A 16262-nucleotide genomic window follows, 5' to 3' on the forward strand; every position below is an offset into this window, starting at 1 on the left:
CCTTTATTCAAATTCATCCCAGCCGTCGAGCTGGCGTCGTTCCTGCTGCATCTCTCTCTGGAAGATCTCCTCCAGCTCGCGACGCGCTTCCCGCACGCGTGAGATCTGCGCCGTATCGGTATGTACCGGCATCAGCTCACGCAGCATTCTCATATCCAGCCGGCGGAAATGCATCTGGGCGCGCTGCGCCTGGTGAGGATGCATCCCCAGAGAAATTAACGCCTTGCGCCCCAGCTCCAGCGCACTGGAGAACGTCTCGCGTGAGAAGTGTTTCACACCCGCCTGCAACAATTCGTGAGCTTCAACACGTCCCCGGGCACGCGCCAGAATATGCAGGTGCGGGAAGTGCTGCTGACACAGCTCCACCAGCTTCATCGTATCTTCCGGATCGTTGCAGGTGATGACGATAGACTCTGCGGCTTCCGCCCCGGCCGAGCGCAGAAGCTCAAGTTGGGTCGCATCGCCGTAATAGACCTTATAGCCATATTTACGCATCAGGTTAACCGCGCTGATATCGCGCTCCAGCACCGTAATGCGCATTTTGTTCGCCATCAACAGGCGGCCAATCACCTGCCCGAAGCGGCCAAAGCCCACGACAATAACCTGCGGCTTATCGTCCTCCACCCACGGCGCTTCATCTTCATCGTCTGCCGGATTCAGGCGCCGCGACAGGAGTTTATCCACCATCTTCATGAGCAGCGGCGTGGTCATCATCGACAGCGTCACCGTTACCAGCAGCAGCGCCATCTGGTCGTCTTTAAACAGCTTCTGTGAGGAGGCGGTAGAAAACAACACGAACGCGAACTCGCCTCCCTGGCTCAACACGCTGGCAAATTGCATGCGTTCTGAACTGCGCAGCCCGTAGATACGCGCCATGACGTACAGTACCAGCGTCTTCACCGCCACCAGAATGGCGACGCTAACAATGACCCACAGCAGATGGGTATAGAGCACGCCAAGATTGAGCGCCATTCCCACAGAAATAAAGAACAGGCCTAACAGCAGTCCTTTAAAGGGATCGATGGCAATTTCCAGTTCGTGACGATATTCGCTCTCCGCCAGCAGCACCCCGGCGATAAAGGTCCCGAGCGCCATCGACAGCCCCAGCGCGTCCATAAACAGCGCCGAACCGAGCACCAGCAGCAGCGTCGCCGCGGTAAATACCTCGCGCACGCCCGAGGCAGCAATAAAGCGGAACACCGGACGTAACAGGAAACGTCCGCCAATCAGCATGCCCGCGAAGGCCAGCACCTTCATGGAAATTTTTGCCCAGTCGAAGTGATCGTCACCCGAGCCCGCCAGCAGCGGCACCAGCGCCAGCGCCGGGATCACCGCTAAATCCTGAAACAGCAGGACCGAAAAGCCCAGCTGTCCGGCTTCATTGCGGTTCATTCCCTTGTCGCGCATCAGCTGCAGCGCCATCGCCGTCGACGACATGGCAAGGCCTATCCCGCCGATGACCGCCGCCTGCCAGGAAAAATGGGTCAACATGAGCAAGCCAGCCAGAATCGCGGCGCTGAAAAGCACCTGCGCGGCGCCCACGCCAAAGATAGAGCGTCGAAGCTGCCACAGCTTCGAGGGATTCAGTTCGAGGCCGATGATGAACATCAGGAACACCACGCCGAGCTCCGAGAAATGGAGTATTTCATCCACGTCGCTGATGAAACCCAGCCCCCAGGGGCCAATGGCGATCCCCGCGAGCAAATACCCCAGCACCGCCCCGATGCCGATACGAGCGGCAAGCGGCACCGCGACAACGGCCGCAAATAAAAACAGCACCCCGGCGAGGAGCAAATTCGATCCTTCCATTAACGACCTCCTGCCGGAATCGGTGATGCCAGCCATTCGCCGTAGGCTCTGGCGTGGCTTGCCAGTTCTTTCGGATCCTGACGCCGTGCCCAGTAGACAATAATCGGACTCATCCAGTGCATGCGGCACATGGCCGCAGTCAGCTCGAAAGGCCGCAGGATATCGCTCATCGGATAGCGGTTCAGCCCGTCGTGACGGTAAGCGCTTTCGGGTTCACCGGTGGTGATCACACTGCGCCAGTACTTTCCCGCCAGTTGGTTGCCCCCCACCCCGCTGGAGAAACCCCGGCTCAGCACGCGGTCCAGCCACTCTTTCAGCAGCGCCGGGCAGCTATAGGTATAAAGCGGATGCTGGAACACGATCACGTCATGCTGACGCAGCAGTTCCTGCTCGTAAGGAATATCAATAAAGAAATCAGGATAGTGCGCGTAGAGATCGTGCACCGTTACGTTACTGAGCTGTGTGGCCGGCTTAAGCAGCACCCGGTTTGCCACCGAGTCCTGAGATTCCGGATGGGCATACAGCAGCAGCACTTTTGCTGTCTGAGACATCATTCCCCTCCCGGTCTTGTTTCTGTTTTTGTGTATCGTCGTTGTTTTGGGCTACCATGGCGGCCCGGTGCGGAAAACGGCCCACACCTTACATTATCATAATGACAAATTAACATAGTCGGAACATACGGCGCTTCTATGATTGTTTTCTCCTCGTTACAAATTCGTCGCGGCGTGCGCGTCCTGCTGGATAACGCCACTGCTACCATCAACCCGGGCCAGAAAGTGGGTCTGGTCGGCAAAAACGGCTGCGGTAAATCCACCCTGCTGGCGCTGCTGAAAAACGAGATTAGCGCGGATGGCGGAAGCTTTACTTATCCGGGAAACTGGCAGCTCGCCTGGGTGAACCAGGAGACGCCCGCCCTGAGCGAACCGGCGCTCGACTATGTTATCGACGGCGACCGTGAATACCGTAAGCTCGAAGCAGAACTCAACGCCGCGAACGAGCGCAACGACGGTCACGCCATCGCTACCGTTCACGGCAAGCTGGACGCCATTGACGCATGGACAATTCGCTCCCGCGCCTCCAGCCTGCTGCACGGACTGGGCTTCAGCAACGAACAGCTTGAACGTCCGGTCAGCGATTTCTCCGGCGGCTGGCGCATGCGCCTCAACCTGGCGCAGGCGCTGATCTGCCGCTCTGACCTGCTGCTGCTCGATGAACCCACTAACCACCTCGATCTCGATGCGGTTATTTGGCTGGAGAAGTGGCTCAAGAGCTATCAGGGCACTCTGATTCTCATCTCCCATGACCGCGACTTCCTTGACCCGGTGGTGGATAAAATCATTCATATCGAACAGCAAACGATGTTCGAGTACACCGGCAACTACAGCTCCTTTGAGCGCCAGCGCGCGACGCGCCTTGCCCAGCAGCAGTCAATGTATGAAAGCCAGCAGCAGCGCGTGGCGCATCTGCAGAGCTTTGTGGATCGCTTCAAGGCCAAAGCCTCAAAAGCCAAGCAGGCCCAGAGCCGCATCAAGATGCTGGAACGCATGGAAATGATTGCCCCGGCACACGTGGATAACCCGTTCCACTTCAGCTTCCGCGCGCCGGAAAGCCTGCCTAATCCGCTGCTGAAGATGGAAAAGGTCAGCGCGGGCTATGGGGAGCGCACCATCCTCGACTCCATCAAGCTCAACCTGGTGCCGGGTTCGCGCATTGGCCTGCTGGGGCGTAATGGCGCAGGTAAATCAACGCTCATCAAACTGCTGGCCGGCGAGCTTAACCCGGTCAGCGGTGAAATCGGGCTGGCGAAGGGCATCAAGCTGGGCTACTTCGCCCAGCATCAGCTGGAATTTTTACGCGCGGATGAATCCCCGATTCAGCACCTCGCGCGTCTGGCGCCGCAGGAGATGGAGCAGAAGCTGCGCGATTACCTCGGCGGCTTCGGTTTCCAGGGCGATAAGGTGACCGAAAACACCGAGCGTTTCTCCGGCGGCGAAAAAGCCCGTCTGGTGCTGGCGCTGATCGTCTGGCAGCGGCCCAACCTGCTGCTGCTCGATGAACCGACCAACCACCTGGATCTCGACATGCGCCAGGCCCTGACCGAAGCGCTGATCGAGTTCGAAGGCGCGCTGGTTGTGGTTTCACACGACCGTCACCTGATCCGCTCCACCACGGACGATCTTTATCTGGTACACGGCGGCAAAGTCGAACCGTTCGACGGCGATCTGGAAGACTACCAGCAGTGGCTGACGGACGTGCAGAAGCAGGAAAACCAGCCGGAAGAGTCAGCCAAAGACAACGCCAACAGCGCGCAGTCGCGTAAAGACCAGAAGCGCCGCGAAGCGGAGCTGCGCACCCAGACCCAGCCGCTGCGTAAAGAGATTGCCCGTCTCGAAAAAGAGATGGAAAAGCTCAACGCCACGCTTGCCACCGTTGAAGAGAAGCTCGGCGACAGCGGTCTGTATGACCAGAGCCGAAAAGCTGAACTGACGGACTGCCTGCAAACGCAGGCGAAGACTAAATCGAGCCTCGAAGCGTGCGAGATGGCGTGGCTGGACGCGCAGGAACAGCTGGAAGCGATGCTGCAGGCAGATTAAACCATCGGGAGGGTTATGCGTTTCGATACCACGTGCGACATTACATTCCGTAAGCTCAGCATCTTCATGACCTTCATGGAGAAGGGGAACATCGCGCGGACCGCCGAAACGCTGGGCCTGAGCGGTGTCAGCGTACACCGCGCGCTGCACACCCTGGAAGAGAACGTGCGCTGCCCCCTCTTTACCCATAAGGGGCGTAACCTGATTGCGCTCCCCTCCGCCTGGACGCTGCTGGAGTATTGTCAGGAGGTGATGCAGGTGATGGAGCGCGGGCTGGAAGAGTCCCGCAAAATTGCCGGTGTTGGTCAGGGGCGGCTGCGCGTGGGCACGCTCTACTCGCTGACGCTGGAAACCGTGCCGCGTCTTATTATGGGTATGAAGCTGCGCCGTCCCGATCTCGAAATGGATCTGACGATGGGCTCCAACGACACCCTGCTGCACATGCTGGACGAAGGCTCGCTGGACGCGATTCTTATCTCCATTTCCGAAAGCGACATCGACCGTAACAGCCTCGAAGTGCTGCCGCTATTCCATGACGACATCTTCCTTGCTGCACCGGCTTCCGCCACGCTGAATACCCGCGGCCCCGCGGATCTGCGTGATTACAAAGACCAGAAATTTGTCGCTCTTGCAGAAGGGTTCGCCACGTATGCAGGGTTTCAGGAAGCGTTTCATATCGCCGGGTTCGAACCGGAGATTGTTACCCGGGTGAATGACATTTTCTCGATGCTGAGCCTGGTGCAGGCTGGCGTTGGTTTTACGCTGATGCCGGGCAGGATGAAGAAGGTGTACGAGAATTCCGTGCAGCTCCTCAAGCTGGCGGAGCCGTACCAGATGCAGCAGCTGATCGCGATTGTCTTTGCCCGCAACCGTGAGCATGATCCGAGCCTGCGGGCATTGGCCGCCGAGGGGCGGATGTATGCGCGCAGCTTGCAGGAAAGTGTCTGATATATTGCCCGGTGGCGGCTGCGCCTTACCGGGCTAAAAACTCACGCACGAAGTCGCTTCGCCAGATGCACCGCCACGTCCACCCCGCTGCGCTCCAGCGAAATGGTCTCTCCTTCCCACGCAGCCTGCCGCGTCAGGCAGGTCAGTACGCCGCCGGGCGGCATTTCAATCGCCAGTCGGGCTTCACGTTCGTTAGCGGAAATCACCGCCTCCTGCCAGCGCACGGTTCGCGCCATGTTCATCGCCAGATCGTCAGCGATTTTTTCCGGCTGCCAGAGCACGCGGCCGGTACTGCCGCTCAGGTAGGCGCAGCGTGGACGAGCCAGCGTGACGGACTCAAACGCCGCCGCCAGCTTTTGTGCCGGTTCCGACAGCAGTTCACAGTGGGACGGCACGCTTACCGCCAGCCGTCTGGCCTTACTCGCCCCTTTTGCCAGCGCGCGTGCCGCCACCTGCGCCATCCCGTCATCGCTTCCGGCGATCACGATCTGCGTTTCAGCGTTCAGGTTGGCAATGTAGGTTCCGGTGCCTTCAATCAGCGTTTCCACCTGCGGCAGGGTTAAGCCCATGATTGCCGTCAGGCCGTAGCCGTGCGGGTAAGCCTGCTCCATCAGATCACCGCGCAGCGCCACCAGCTTCAGCGCGTCCGAAAAGTCCAGCGCGCCTGCGATAACCGCCGCCGGATAAGCGCCGATGGACAGCCCGCTGACGATATCCGGCGTCACGCCACGGCGCTCCAGCTCGCGCCCCCAGGCCACACCGGCAATCAGCAGCGAAAGCTGAACCGCGCGGGTATGGGTTAACGCGTCTGCGCCGTCCAGCGTATCCACTTCGGCGCCAAGCACCTCTCGCGCCTGTTCCAGCTCCGCTCCCGGCAGTTTTTGCAGCATCCCTTCATGCTGCGTGCCCTGTCCCGGAAAGGTAAACAATATTTTCATCACTCCTCCCTGCGCCACGGATCCGCCACCAGGCGCGGTCCGCGGCGAGTTTTCAGCAGCGTTTTTCCGTCGCGCAACCACTCCGCCAGCGCGAAGCCTCCTTCGGGCGTATCGACCTGCGTATCCGCCCGGCACAATGCGCGGCTCAGCTGCGACTGCCATGCGGTAAAAGCATCAGGGGAAATCGGCTGCGGCGCGCGGATCAGCAGATCAAGATCGCTGTCGGCATGTATAACCGGAATGCCGGTCGCCAGCGCGTAGCCGGTGCTGCCGGTAATACCCCACGTCCACGGCCATGCCTGCTGAGCAAGCTGCAGCGCCACCTGAACCGGCTGCTGGGTGACAAACGGCGAATGCAGCAGATCGGCGGTAACGCACAGATCTTCAGGCGATATCACGCGCAGCACGTTTTCCGGCTTCACCCATCCGGCCGCACGCTGGTCGCGACGCAGACCGCGCACGCCAACGGGAATGCGGCCTTCACTATCAACATCACGCCGCACCACTACCGGCAGGCCAGTATGCCAGGCCGCCTCCACCCAGGATTCGGTGATGCCTTCCAGCGCGTCTCGCGCGCTAAGCCAGATGAGGTCGTGCGGGCGTAATGTTGTGGTCATGGTTACATTCCTGAAGTCAGCGAGATAAACAGCGGCAGCGACAGGATACACAGTACGGAGCTTAACAGCAGCACGGCTTCAGCATCCGGCGACTGCACGCCAAAACGGTTACCGAACACCACGCCGAAGAAGCCCGCGGAGAGCGCAATCATCAGGATAGCGGTGATCGCCACGGAGCCGTGCAGACCGAAGATAAGCACAATACCCCAGGCAATCGCTGGCTGAATCAGCAGCTTGGCGATGGTGGAGGTGATCACCATGGTGTTGATCTGCAGCTTGCGGGCAGAGAGGATCACCCCGGTCAGGAACAGTGCCGCAGCGGTGGCGGACAGCCCCAGCGGTTTAATCGCCGCAAGCACCAGTTCCGGCATTTTGATCCCGATGGCGGAAAGAATCACGCCCAGCAGCGGGCCCATCACGATCGGTTTCTTAATGGAGCGCCACATCAGCACCGGCAGCATGGAGAGCGTTGAGCCGGAATTATTCCCCTCGGCGCGTGCTTTCTCACGCTCCAGGATCAGCAGGCAGAACGGCGTCATCAGCACTGAACCGCAGGCAATAGAGACCGCAACGGAAAGCGACGTGGACGATCCTTCACCCAGCACGCTGCCCAGAATAGGCAGGCCAAGCGCCGCGTAGTTCGGCAAAGCTACCGTCAGGGTCAGCACGGCCGCATCCTGGGGGGATTTCTTAAAGACGTTGGTGGCGAGGAAGTAGATGGCCGCATAGGTAATCCACATCGCCAGCGTCAGCACCAGAATCAGCGGTGACTGCGCCACGATGCCGGTCCACGGGGTTTGCACGGTGGCGCTGAACAGCGCGGCAGGCAGTGCAAAATCCATCACGAAGATATTCAGCAGGGAAACATTTTTGTTATCGACCATCTTTGCCTTACCGGCCCAGAATCCCAGCAGCATGATGACGAAAATCGGTGCAAGAGCATGAACAATTACGTAAGTCATAAATCACCTGTAGTAAAAAAGTTTAAGCACTGGCGCGATGATTATTATTTTCAGGATGCAGGCTCCCGCGCGGGCGCAGCAGGCGCGCCCACGGGGTTTGCATCTCTGGCAGGTCTTTTTTTTACTTACCAGCTGGCTCGCATACGTTCGTGTACGAGCGCCGAGCTGCGGCGGTTGTCAGCACCGAGACGATTTTTAAGCGTCGCGTCCTGACGAGCGTCACTGATGGCCTGTTGCAGGGTGGTTTTCACCTGAGCCAGATCGTTATCGGATGGGGCATCCGGGTTGCTGATGTCCAGCAGGCTGGAGAGCAGTCCCAGCGTGGCATAGTTGCTGATGTCGTACGCCATGGGCGGAATGGTTGCCGCCAGTTTTTCCAGCGCCTCGACGGTACGTAGCGTGATGCGCGCGGCAGACTCTTTACCCATCGCGTGGATCAGCACGCCTTTGTCGTTAAAGGCGATCAGACGGTTGGCCTGGTAGCCGTGCGCCAGGAACGCGCCGGACATCGCCTTGCCGACGATAAGCCCAATCACCGGGTGACCGGCCAGGCGCGCGTTAGCATACGCGGCAGCGGCTCCCGCCAGCGCCTGATGAATACCAAACGCCTCTTCGCGACGGCCATAGGCCTGGCTTGGGACGTCAATCACCGCCACTATCGGGCGCTTCACGGCCTTATCGGCATCCGCCGCTACGGTTTCGCTGACCACTTTTGCCAGCGTCCAGCCTTCCAGCAGACCCACTTCGCCTTTCGCCGCCCGCGGGAAGTGGTTGTTGGCATCCGGCACCACGGCCACAAAGCGCACCGTCTCACCGTTCAGCTCGCCGTCTGCCGCCTGAACTGACGGGCACAGCCCCGCGATACGTTTGGCGTTCGGGGCGAGAGTTTTCAGCCAAAGCTCGCCGCGGCTCATTGCGTTACTCATCATTTCACCTCCCGGGCAAAAAGCGCGTTAATCTGTTCGGCATCGGCCTGTTTGCGGGTGTCGAAATTGGTCAGACGGTTCAGGTAATCGTCGTAGTTATCGGTGCGGTGTTTCGCCGGTACGCCCTTCGCAATCGCCTCGTTCATCGCCGCCTTCACCGCGTTTACGCCGTCGCCCACCAGGGCATCCACCAGCCTGCTTTGATAGCGCACTTCGCCGCCAGTCATGCTCCAGATAAACGGACGGTCGCGGGAGTCGTACTCTTCAATGCCCGCTTCCTGCTCGATAACCTGCGGACCGTTCAGGCCGAGACGCGCTTCACGGGTCACAATCAGGTAGCTGCACAGCGCCGCCGCGATGGACATGCCGCCGAAGCAGCCCACGGTCCCGGCCACGATCCCGATAACGGGCGTGTAGCGACGCAGGTCTACAATCGCCGCGTGGATATCGGCAATCGCCGCCAGGCCGAGGTTAGCCTCCTGCAGACGCACGCCGCCGGTTTCGAGGCACAGCACTGCCTGAGTCGGAATGCCGTTGCGGTTATCTTCCGCCGCCAGCTCCAGCGCCGCCGCCATTTTGGCGCCAGACACTTCGCCCATGCTGCCGCCCTGGAACGCGCCTTCAATCGCGACCACGACCGCAGGCTGACCGTTGATGGTGCCTTTCGCCACCACCATGCCGTCATCGGCCTGCGGGACAATGCCCTGTGGCCCAAGCCACGGCGAGATAATGCCTTCAAACGGATCCAGCAGTTCACGGTAGCTGCCGTCATCCAGCAGGGCCTGCGCGCGCTGGCGCGCTTTTATTTCGATAAAGCTGCTGTCATCACGCATGGCTCACCCCCTCAAAAACCTGTTCGATGCGAATGCGCGCCACGCCCGGCGTCGCGCCGAAGTCGTGGATGGTCAGTTTGCCTGCAGGCAGGCTGCTGACGGTGTGCAGGCGGTTGAACAGCGCCTCCCAGCGGCCACGGCTGTTGTCGACGGAGGTGGTGATATCAACGATTAAGGTCTGGCCCGGTTCGGCGGTGAAGAGCACCTCCATATCCCCGGAGCCGACGACGCCTGCCAGCGCCCTGCCGCTTAACGCGCGGCTGGCGGGCACGGTCAATGTAATTTTTTCCATAACATCCTCTTAATGCTTTGAATAAGGCGTTTCGACACGATCGAGAAACAGCGCGGCGGCAAGCAGGTCGGCAGCGCCGCCCGGTGAAGCGTTAAGCGCCAGCATCTGACGGTCCAGGTTCGCCAGCGCCTGCTGGCCTTCGGACGTTGCACAGCCTCCGGCGTTCAGTACAGCGCGGGCACCGCTCTGCATGGCGTCCAGCCCCTCCATTCCGGCGCGGGACAGCACGCAGGTATCGGTGAGCGAGGTCATGATGGCCATCAGCGCGTCGAGCCTGGCGTGCGTTTCGCTGCTGCCGTTGAGACGGCTGAGGCGAAGCTGCGGCAATGCGCGCTGCATAACGTGCGGGAATGCCTGCTGCGCCTCTTCACGCGCGCCCGGCACGCGGTAGCGGTGCGTGGCTCGCAGGCCTTTGCTGAACACTTTCGGTGCCGCCTCGTCCGGGAGTTTCGCCAGCTGCGCGGCAGTGTTCGCGACGGCCTGCGCAGTTGCATCCCCGCCCAACATCGCCACCGCGCTTACCAGCAATCCCAGCGCCCAGATCGCGCCACGATGGGTATTCACCCCGTCGGTGGCCGCCATCATCTGCTTCTCGCCTTCGCGGCCAAGACGGCCAACGGTTTGTCGAAGCGCAATATCTGCCGGACGCAGCCAGCTTTGCTGCGCCAGCGCCTGAAACGTGGGGGCCAGGCTGCGCGCGGAGCGCTCCATCAGCGCAAGGGATAAATCGTGGTGCGCGCCGTTCCCCCGACTGTCCACCAGACCGGGTTTCGGGCTTAAACGTGCTTCGTCAATCAGACACTGCGTGGCGGTTCGCGCCAGCCATTCGGCACCGCCTTCAGCCTGAATCTGGGGCAGAAGTGTCATTACCAGCTCCGGAATTTCGCAGGTGGGTTATACAGACCGCCGGACCACTCCACGAGGTCAGACACGCTGCCCGCAGCCAGCAGAGAGCGGGTGGCGTCGGTGCGGCGAATCCCCATATCTTCCGGATACACCACCTTGCCGCTCTGGCGCAGTTCCGCCACGCGCCTGGCGTCCACACCCAGGCCGATATCGGTGATCCCCGCGACGGCGGCAACCATGGCCCGACGCTCTTCCAGATCTTTCGCCCGATAGAGGTAGGCAATCCCCTCTTCCGTCAGCACGTGCGTCACGTCATCGCCGTAAATCATCACCGGTGCCAGCGGCATGCCGGAGGCTTTCGCCACGTCTACGGCATCGAGTTTTTCCACGAAGGTTGGCTTCACGCCCGCCTGGAAGGTTTCCACCATCTGCACGACGAGTTTTTTACCGCGCTGCATTGGGTCAGGCTCGGTGATCATGTTCAGCCAGGCCGGCGTGGCGTGGCGGCGACCATGCGGGTCATGGCCCATGTTTGGCGCACCACCGAAGCCAGAAAGACGACCGCGAGTCACGGTTGAGGAGTTGGCGTAACCGTCAACCTGCAGCGTAGAGCCGATGAACATATCCACCGCGTACTGGCCTGCCAGCTGGCAGAAGGCGCGGTTGGAACGCATGGAGCCGTCGGCACCGGTAAAGAACACGTCCGGACGGGCGCGGATGTACTCTTCCATCCCCAGCTCGCCGCCGAAGCAGTGCACGCTTTCGACCCAGCCGCTTTCAATGGCCGGAATCAGCGTCGGATGTGGATTCAGCGTCCAGTGCTTACAGATTTTGCCCTTCAGACCGAGCTGTTCGCCGTAGGTAGGCAGCAGCAGCTCAATCGCCGCAGTGTTAAAACCGATACCGTGGTTCAGGGACTGCACCTGATGCTCCGCGTAGATGCCTTTGATGGCCATCATCGCCATCAGAATATGTTCCTGTTTAATCAGGCGCGGGTCGCGGGTGAACAGCGGTTCGATGAAGAACGGCTTGTCTGCAACGACCACGTAGTCAATCCAGGAGCCTGGAATATCTACGCGCGGCAGATCGCACTCTTCGTCCACCAGCTCGTTCACCTGTGCGATGACGATACCGTCGTGGAACGCGGCGGCTTCCACCAGCGCCGGGGTATCTTCGGTACTCGCCCCGGTGTAGAGGTTGCCTTTGCGGTCCGCTTTAAAACCGGCAATCAGCGCCACGTTGGGCGAAAGGTCGACATAGAGGCGTGAGTACAGTTCGATGTAGGTATGGATCGCGCCGATTTCGAGCTGACCATCTTCCAGCAACTGGGAGATCCGCAGGCTTTGTGTCCCGGAGAAGGAGAAGTCCAGCTTGCGGGCGATGCCTTTTTCAAAGATATCCAGATGCTCGCTGCGGCCAACGCTCGGCATGATCATATGCAGGTCGTGGACGATTTGCGGGTTCACTTCGGCAAGCGAGCGGGACAGAAAATCCGCCTGCTTCTGGTTGTTGCCCTCCAGTACGACTTTGTCGCCCGGTGCGATCAGTTTTTCCAGCATGCCGACAATATCGCCGGTTGGCAGTACTTTCCCCTGCACCGGTACGGACGCCAGTCGACGCGCTTTCTCGCTGCGTCGTGTGTTCCATTGCCGCGCGGGTGTTTGCCCAGATAACATTATTAACCTCCTGATTCAGCACATCATTCTGATTTGCTTAACGTTGAGTAAAGTCTGCGCTCTGACGAGAAAGGCATCAATTAAGCGTAGGGCGGAATCATTAGCCTGAGAGTAATAATCAAGGTAAATATTTGTGATCGGGATCAGTTCCTGGTTCGGAAATCCAGGCTAAACGGGGTACAATTCGGAAAGTATCGTAAATTTCCGACAAGAATCAGCATCGCGCTTATGACCCAAATCATTCCATCAGACTTCGACATTGCGGCCGAAGACAGCACCGAGTTCGTGCCCCTGCGCGGCGTGGCCAATCCCCATTTGCAGACCATGCTGCCGCGGCTGATCCGCCGCAAGGTTCAGTTCACTCCGCACTGGCAGCGGCTTGACCTGCCAGACGGTGATTTTCTGGATCTCGCCTGGAGCGAAGCGCCGGAACAGGCGCGTCATAAGCCTCGTCTGGTGGTCTTTCACGGTCTCGAGGGGAGCCTGCACAGCCCGTATGCACATGGGTTAATTGAGGCAGCAAAAGCGCGCGGCTGGCTCGGCGTGGTGATGCATTTTCGCGGCTGTAGCGGCGAGCCGAACCGGCAGAAACGCATTTATCACTCGGGTGAAACCGAAGACGGAACGTGGTTCTTACACTGGCTGCGGGACAACTTTGGCACCGTGCCAACGGCCGCCGTGGGCTATTCGCTGGGCGGAAATATGCTCGCCTGCCTGCTGGCCAAAGAGGGCGACAGCGTACCGCTGAATGCTGCAGTGATTGTTTCCGCGCCGTTTATGCTGGAGCAGTGCAGCTACCATATGGATAAAGGCTTTTCCCGCGTCTATCAGCGCTACCTGCTTAACCTGCTGAAGGCCAACGCGGCGCGTAAGCTCAAGGCCTACCCGGATACCCTGCCGGTAAGCCTGCGCCAGTTGAAAAAGGTGCGTCGTATTCGCGAGTTCGACGATCTGATCACTGCGAAAATCCACGGCTTCGCCGATGCAATTGACTATTATCGTCAGTGCAGCGCCATGCCGCTGCTCAGCAAAATCACGCAGCCGACGCTGATCATTCACGCCAAGGATGACCCGTTTATGGATCACCACTCGATCCCCGCGCAGGAATTCCTGCCCGACAACGTTCACTATCAGTTAACTGAACATGGCGGCCACGTTGGGTTTATCGGCGGCACGCTGCGCCGCCCGAAAATGTGGCTGGAGGCGCGTATTCCTGACTGGCTTACTCCTTACCTGGACGGTGCAAAATGATCATTCCCTGGCAAGATCTGGCTCCCGAAACGCTCGATAATCTGATTGAAAGCTTTGTATTACGCGAAGGCACCGATTATGGTGAACATGAGCGTTCGCTTGAGCAAAAGGTCAACGATGTTAAACGCCAGCTGAAAAGCGGCGACGTGGTGCTGGTGTGGTCAGAACTGCATGAGACGGTCAATATCATGCCCCGCAACGCGTTTCACGGCTGATCTTCCAACCTTTTCAGTCAGGGAGTTGCTATGTCTGCCAGACATCCCATTATTGCCGTTACGGGGTCGAGTGGTGCGGGAACCACCACCACCAGCCTCGCTTTTCGCAAGATTTTCGCCCAGCTGAATCTCCGTTCGGCGGAGGTCGAAGGCGACAGCTTTCACCGCTATACGCGCCCGGAGATGGACATGGCGATCCGCAAGGCGCGCGATCTGGGTAAACACATCAGCTACTTCGGCCCGGAAGCCAATGATTTCGGTCTGCTGGAGCAAACCTTCCGCGAATACGGGCAGAGCGGTACCGGGCAGTCCCGCAAGTATCTTCACACCTACGATGAAGCCGTACCCTGGAACCAGGTACCGGGCACCTTTACCCCCTGGCAACCGCTGCCGGAACCCACCGATGTATTATTTTATGAAGGATTGCACGGCGGCGTGGTTACGCCTCAGCACGACGTGGCGCGCCACGTGGATCTTCTGGTCGGGGTGGTCCCTATCGTTAACCTGGAGTGGATCCAGAAGCTAACGCGTGACATGAGCGAGCGCGGCCATTCGCGCGAGGCGGTGATGGACTCCGTGGTGCGCTCCATGGAAGACTACATCAATTACCTCACGCCACAGTTCTCCCGCACCCACATTAACTTCCAGCGCGTGCCGACGGTGGACACCTCCAATCCGTTCGCGGCGAAAAGCATCCCGTCGCTGGACGAGAGCTTTGTGGTGATCCACTTCCGCAATCTTGAAGGCATTGATTACCCCTGGCTGCTGGCGATGCTGCAGGGCTCGTTTATTTCGCACATGAATACGTTAGTGGTGCCGGGTGGAAAAATGGGGCTGGCAATGGAGCTCATCATGACGCCGCTGGTTCAGCGGTTGATGGAAGGGAAGCAGATCGCGTAAAGATGTTCCCTCTCCCCGTGGGAGAGGGTTAGGGTGAGGGCATCAACACGCACGATGCCCCGTGAATCACACCTCAATCACTTCATACGAATGCGTAATTTTTACCGCTTTCTCCAGCATTAGCGCCACAGAGCAGTACTTCTCCGCAGACAGGTCCACCGCGCGTGAAACCGCCGCGTCTTTCAGCGCTTTCCCGGTGACAACAAAGTGCAGATTTATGTGGGTGAACAGGCGTGGCGCCTCTTCGCGACGTTCTGAGGTGAGTTTAACCTCGCAATCCGTTACGTCATGACGACCTTTTTGCAGAATCGACACCACGTCAATCGCACTGCATCCACCTGCCGCCATCAGCACCATTTCCATTGGGCTCGGCGCTTTATCGCCGGAGTTACCATCCATCAAAATCTGGTGTCCTGACGCGGACTCCCCCAGGAACGTTAAACCTTCAACCCACTTCACGCGCGCTTGCATATTCATTAACTCCAACGTTGCATTTTTGGTGACAGATTACGCGTGCGTTACATTTCTCGCAATGGAAGGCGACCTGCATCATGCTGAAGCGAGACACCAGGAGACACGCGGCGAAAGCTATGCTAAAACACTCAGGATGCTACAGTAATACATTGACGTTACACATGTATGCAGAGGACATCAAACTTTACTGGCTGCGAAACGTTACGACAGCCGACTTCCCAGGGTATGGGTAAGAATTCGATTGCAACCCCAGAGTCCGGATGCATCTGATGACTCTGGTGACAGCTTATAACAGAGGATAACAGCGCATGGTGCTTGGCAAACCGCAAACAGACCCGACTCTCGAATGGTTCTTGTCTCATTGCCACATTCATAAGTACCCATCGAAGAGCACGCTGATTCACCAGGGTGAAAAAGCGGAAACGTTGTATTACATCGTCAAAGGCTCGGTGGCAGTGCTGATCAAAGATGAGGAAGGGAAAGAGATGATCCTTTCTTATCTGAACCAGGGCGATTTTATCGGTGAACTGGGCCTGTTTGAAGAAGGCCAGGAACGTAGCGCCTGGGTTCGTGCAAAGACAGCATGTGAAGTGGCTGAAATTTCTTACAAGAAATTCCGTCAGCTGATTCAGGTAAACCCTGACATCCTGATGCGTCTTTCTTCCCAGATGGCGCGCCGTCTGCAGGTGACGTCAGAGAAAGTGGGTAACCTCGCCTTCCTGGACGTGACCGGCCGTATCGCGCAAACCCTGCTGAACCTGGCGAAACAGCCAGACGCGATGACCCACCCGGACGGCATGCAAATTAAAATTACCCGTCAGGAAATTGGTCAGATCGTTGGTTGCTCCCGTGAAACAGTGGGCCGTATTCTGAAAATGCTGGAAGATCAAAACCTGATCTCCGCCCACGGTAAAACCATCGTGGTTTACGGAACCCGTTAATCCTGCTTAAACGGCGTGCCATCGCGAGGTGTCACGCCGT

The 16262-nt window shown here is 58.9% G+C and carries 17 protein-coding genes; 6 read left to right on the forward strand and 11 right to left on the reverse strand.

The genetic code is table 11. The features are described from left to right. Nucleotides 1–3: 3 nt before the first annotated feature. On the reverse strand, nucleotides 4–1809 hold the full coding sequence (gene kefB, locus ACR42C_RS21010) for a glutathione-regulated potassium-efflux system protein KefB (protein ID WP_116342639.1): 1806 nt from the start codon (nucleotides 1807–1809) through the stop codon (nucleotides 4–6). Beyond that, entirely contained in the window at nucleotides 1809–2360 is a 552-nt protein-coding gene (gene kefG, locus ACR42C_RS21015) for a glutathione-regulated potassium-efflux system ancillary protein KefG (RefSeq protein WP_014885493.1), read from the reverse strand. Before kefG ends, kefB begins: the two co-directional genes overlap by 1 nt. A 138-nt stretch (nucleotides 2361–2498) precedes the next feature. Here kefG and ACR42C_RS21020 point away from each other — a divergent pair, with 138 nt between their 5' ends. After that, complete coding sequence (locus ACR42C_RS21020) at nucleotides 2499–4403, forward strand: ABC transporter ATP-binding protein (protein ID WP_116342641.1); 1905 nt, start codon at nucleotides 2499–2501, stop codon at nucleotides 4401–4403. A 15-nt stretch (nucleotides 4404–4418) separates the two neighbouring features. Next, nucleotides 4419–5351: a LysR family transcriptional regulator gene (locus tag ACR42C_RS21025; protein ID WP_163330664.1), complete on the forward strand. Its 933-nt coding sequence runs from the start codon at nucleotides 4419–4421 to the stop codon at nucleotides 5349–5351. A gap of 41 nt (nucleotides 5352–5392) precedes the next feature. On the opposite strand, the gene mdcH is transcribed toward ACR42C_RS21025, so the two are convergent. From mdcH to mdcA, 8 genes are all read right to left on the reverse strand, one after another. Beyond that, nucleotides 5393–6289, reverse strand: coding sequence for a malonate decarboxylase subunit epsilon (mdcH, locus tag ACR42C_RS21030; protein WP_116342645.1), 897 nt, complete (start codon nucleotides 6287–6289; stop codon nucleotides 5393–5395). Then, on the reverse strand, nucleotides 6289–6906 hold the full coding sequence (locus tag ACR42C_RS21035; protein ID WP_192983685.1) for a malonate decarboxylase holo-ACP synthase: 618 nt from the start codon (nucleotides 6904–6906) through the stop codon (nucleotides 6289–6291). Before ACR42C_RS21035 ends, mdcH begins: the two co-directional genes overlap by 1 nt. A gap of 2 nt (nucleotides 6907–6908) precedes the next feature. Continuing rightward, a complete protein-coding gene (locus tag ACR42C_RS21040) occupies nucleotides 6909–7868 on the reverse strand; it encodes an AEC family transporter (protein WP_116342649.1) in 960 nt (319 codons plus the stop codon). Nucleotides 7869–7993: 125 nt separating this feature from the next. Further along, nucleotides 7994–8794 (reverse strand): biotin-independent malonate decarboxylase subunit gamma, encoded by an 801-nt coding sequence (gene mdcE, locus ACR42C_RS21045; RefSeq protein WP_479985215.1) that lies wholly within the window; start codon nucleotides 8792–8794, stop codon nucleotides 7994–7996. Further along, nucleotides 8794–9627 carry a biotin-independent malonate decarboxylase subunit beta gene (locus tag ACR42C_RS21050; protein WP_479984517.1) on the reverse strand — a complete coding sequence of 278 codons (834 nt, stop codon included), beginning with the start codon at nucleotides 9625–9627 and terminating at the stop codon, nucleotides 8794–8796. The genes mdcE and ACR42C_RS21050 overlap by 1 nt, the downstream gene beginning before the upstream one ends. Beyond that, nucleotides 9620–9919, reverse strand: a complete 300-nt coding sequence (gene mdcC, locus ACR42C_RS21055; protein ID WP_116342653.1) for a malonate decarboxylase acyl carrier protein — start codon at nucleotides 9917–9919, stop codon at nucleotides 9620–9622. The genes ACR42C_RS21050 and mdcC overlap by 8 nt, the downstream gene beginning before the upstream one ends. Nucleotides 9920–9928: 9 nt before the next feature. Continuing rightward, nucleotides 9929–10786: a triphosphoribosyl-dephospho-CoA synthase gene (locus tag ACR42C_RS21060; RefSeq protein WP_479984518.1), complete on the reverse strand. Its 858-nt coding sequence runs from the start codon at nucleotides 10784–10786 to the stop codon at nucleotides 9929–9931. Beyond that, nucleotides 10786–12441 (reverse strand): malonate decarboxylase subunit alpha, encoded by a 1656-nt coding sequence (mdcA, locus tag ACR42C_RS21065; RefSeq protein ID WP_479984519.1) that lies wholly within the window; start codon nucleotides 12439–12441, stop codon nucleotides 10786–10788. Before mdcA ends, ACR42C_RS21060 begins: the two co-directional genes overlap by 1 nt. A 228-nt stretch (nucleotides 12442–12669) precedes the next feature. Here mdcA and ACR42C_RS21070 point away from each other — a divergent pair, with 228 nt between their 5' ends. Genes ACR42C_RS21070 through ACR42C_RS21080 form a run of 3 tightly spaced genes read left to right on the forward strand, consistent with a single transcriptional unit; the run spans nucleotide 12670 to nucleotide 14807 of the window. Continuing rightward, complete coding sequence (locus ACR42C_RS21070; protein ID WP_302221003.1) at nucleotides 12670–13692, forward strand: hydrolase; 1023 nt, start codon at nucleotides 12670–12672, stop codon at nucleotides 13690–13692. After that, the gene (locus ACR42C_RS21075) at nucleotides 13689–13907 is read left to right on the forward strand and encodes a YheU family protein (RefSeq protein ID WP_013099053.1); all 219 of its coding nucleotides are present in this window, start codon (nucleotides 13689–13691) and stop codon (nucleotides 13905–13907) included. Before ACR42C_RS21070 ends, ACR42C_RS21075 begins: the two co-directional genes overlap by 4 nt. A gap of 30 nt (nucleotides 13908–13937) precedes the next feature. Further along, complete coding sequence (locus ACR42C_RS21080) at nucleotides 13938–14807, forward strand: phosphoribulokinase (RefSeq protein WP_116342661.1); 870 nt, start codon at nucleotides 13938–13940, stop codon at nucleotides 14805–14807. Between the two features lie 66 nt (nucleotides 14808–14873). Here the strand turns inward: ACR42C_RS21080 and ACR42C_RS21085 are convergent, their stop codons facing one another. After that, nucleotides 14874–15278 (reverse strand): OsmC family protein, encoded by a 405-nt coding sequence (locus tag ACR42C_RS21085; RefSeq protein WP_116342663.1) that lies wholly within the window; start codon nucleotides 15276–15278, stop codon nucleotides 14874–14876. Between the two features lie 311 nt (nucleotides 15279–15589). Between ACR42C_RS21085 and crp the strand changes: the two genes are divergently transcribed. Next, the gene (gene crp / locus ACR42C_RS21090) at nucleotides 15590–16222 is read left to right on the forward strand and encodes a cAMP-activated global transcriptional regulator CRP (protein WP_000242758.1); all 633 of its coding nucleotides are present in this window, start codon (nucleotides 15590–15592) and stop codon (nucleotides 16220–16222) included. Nucleotides 16223–16262 lie beyond the last annotated feature (40 nt).

It is taken from the genome of Enterobacter sp. MG-EB028 (assembly GCF_056673305.1).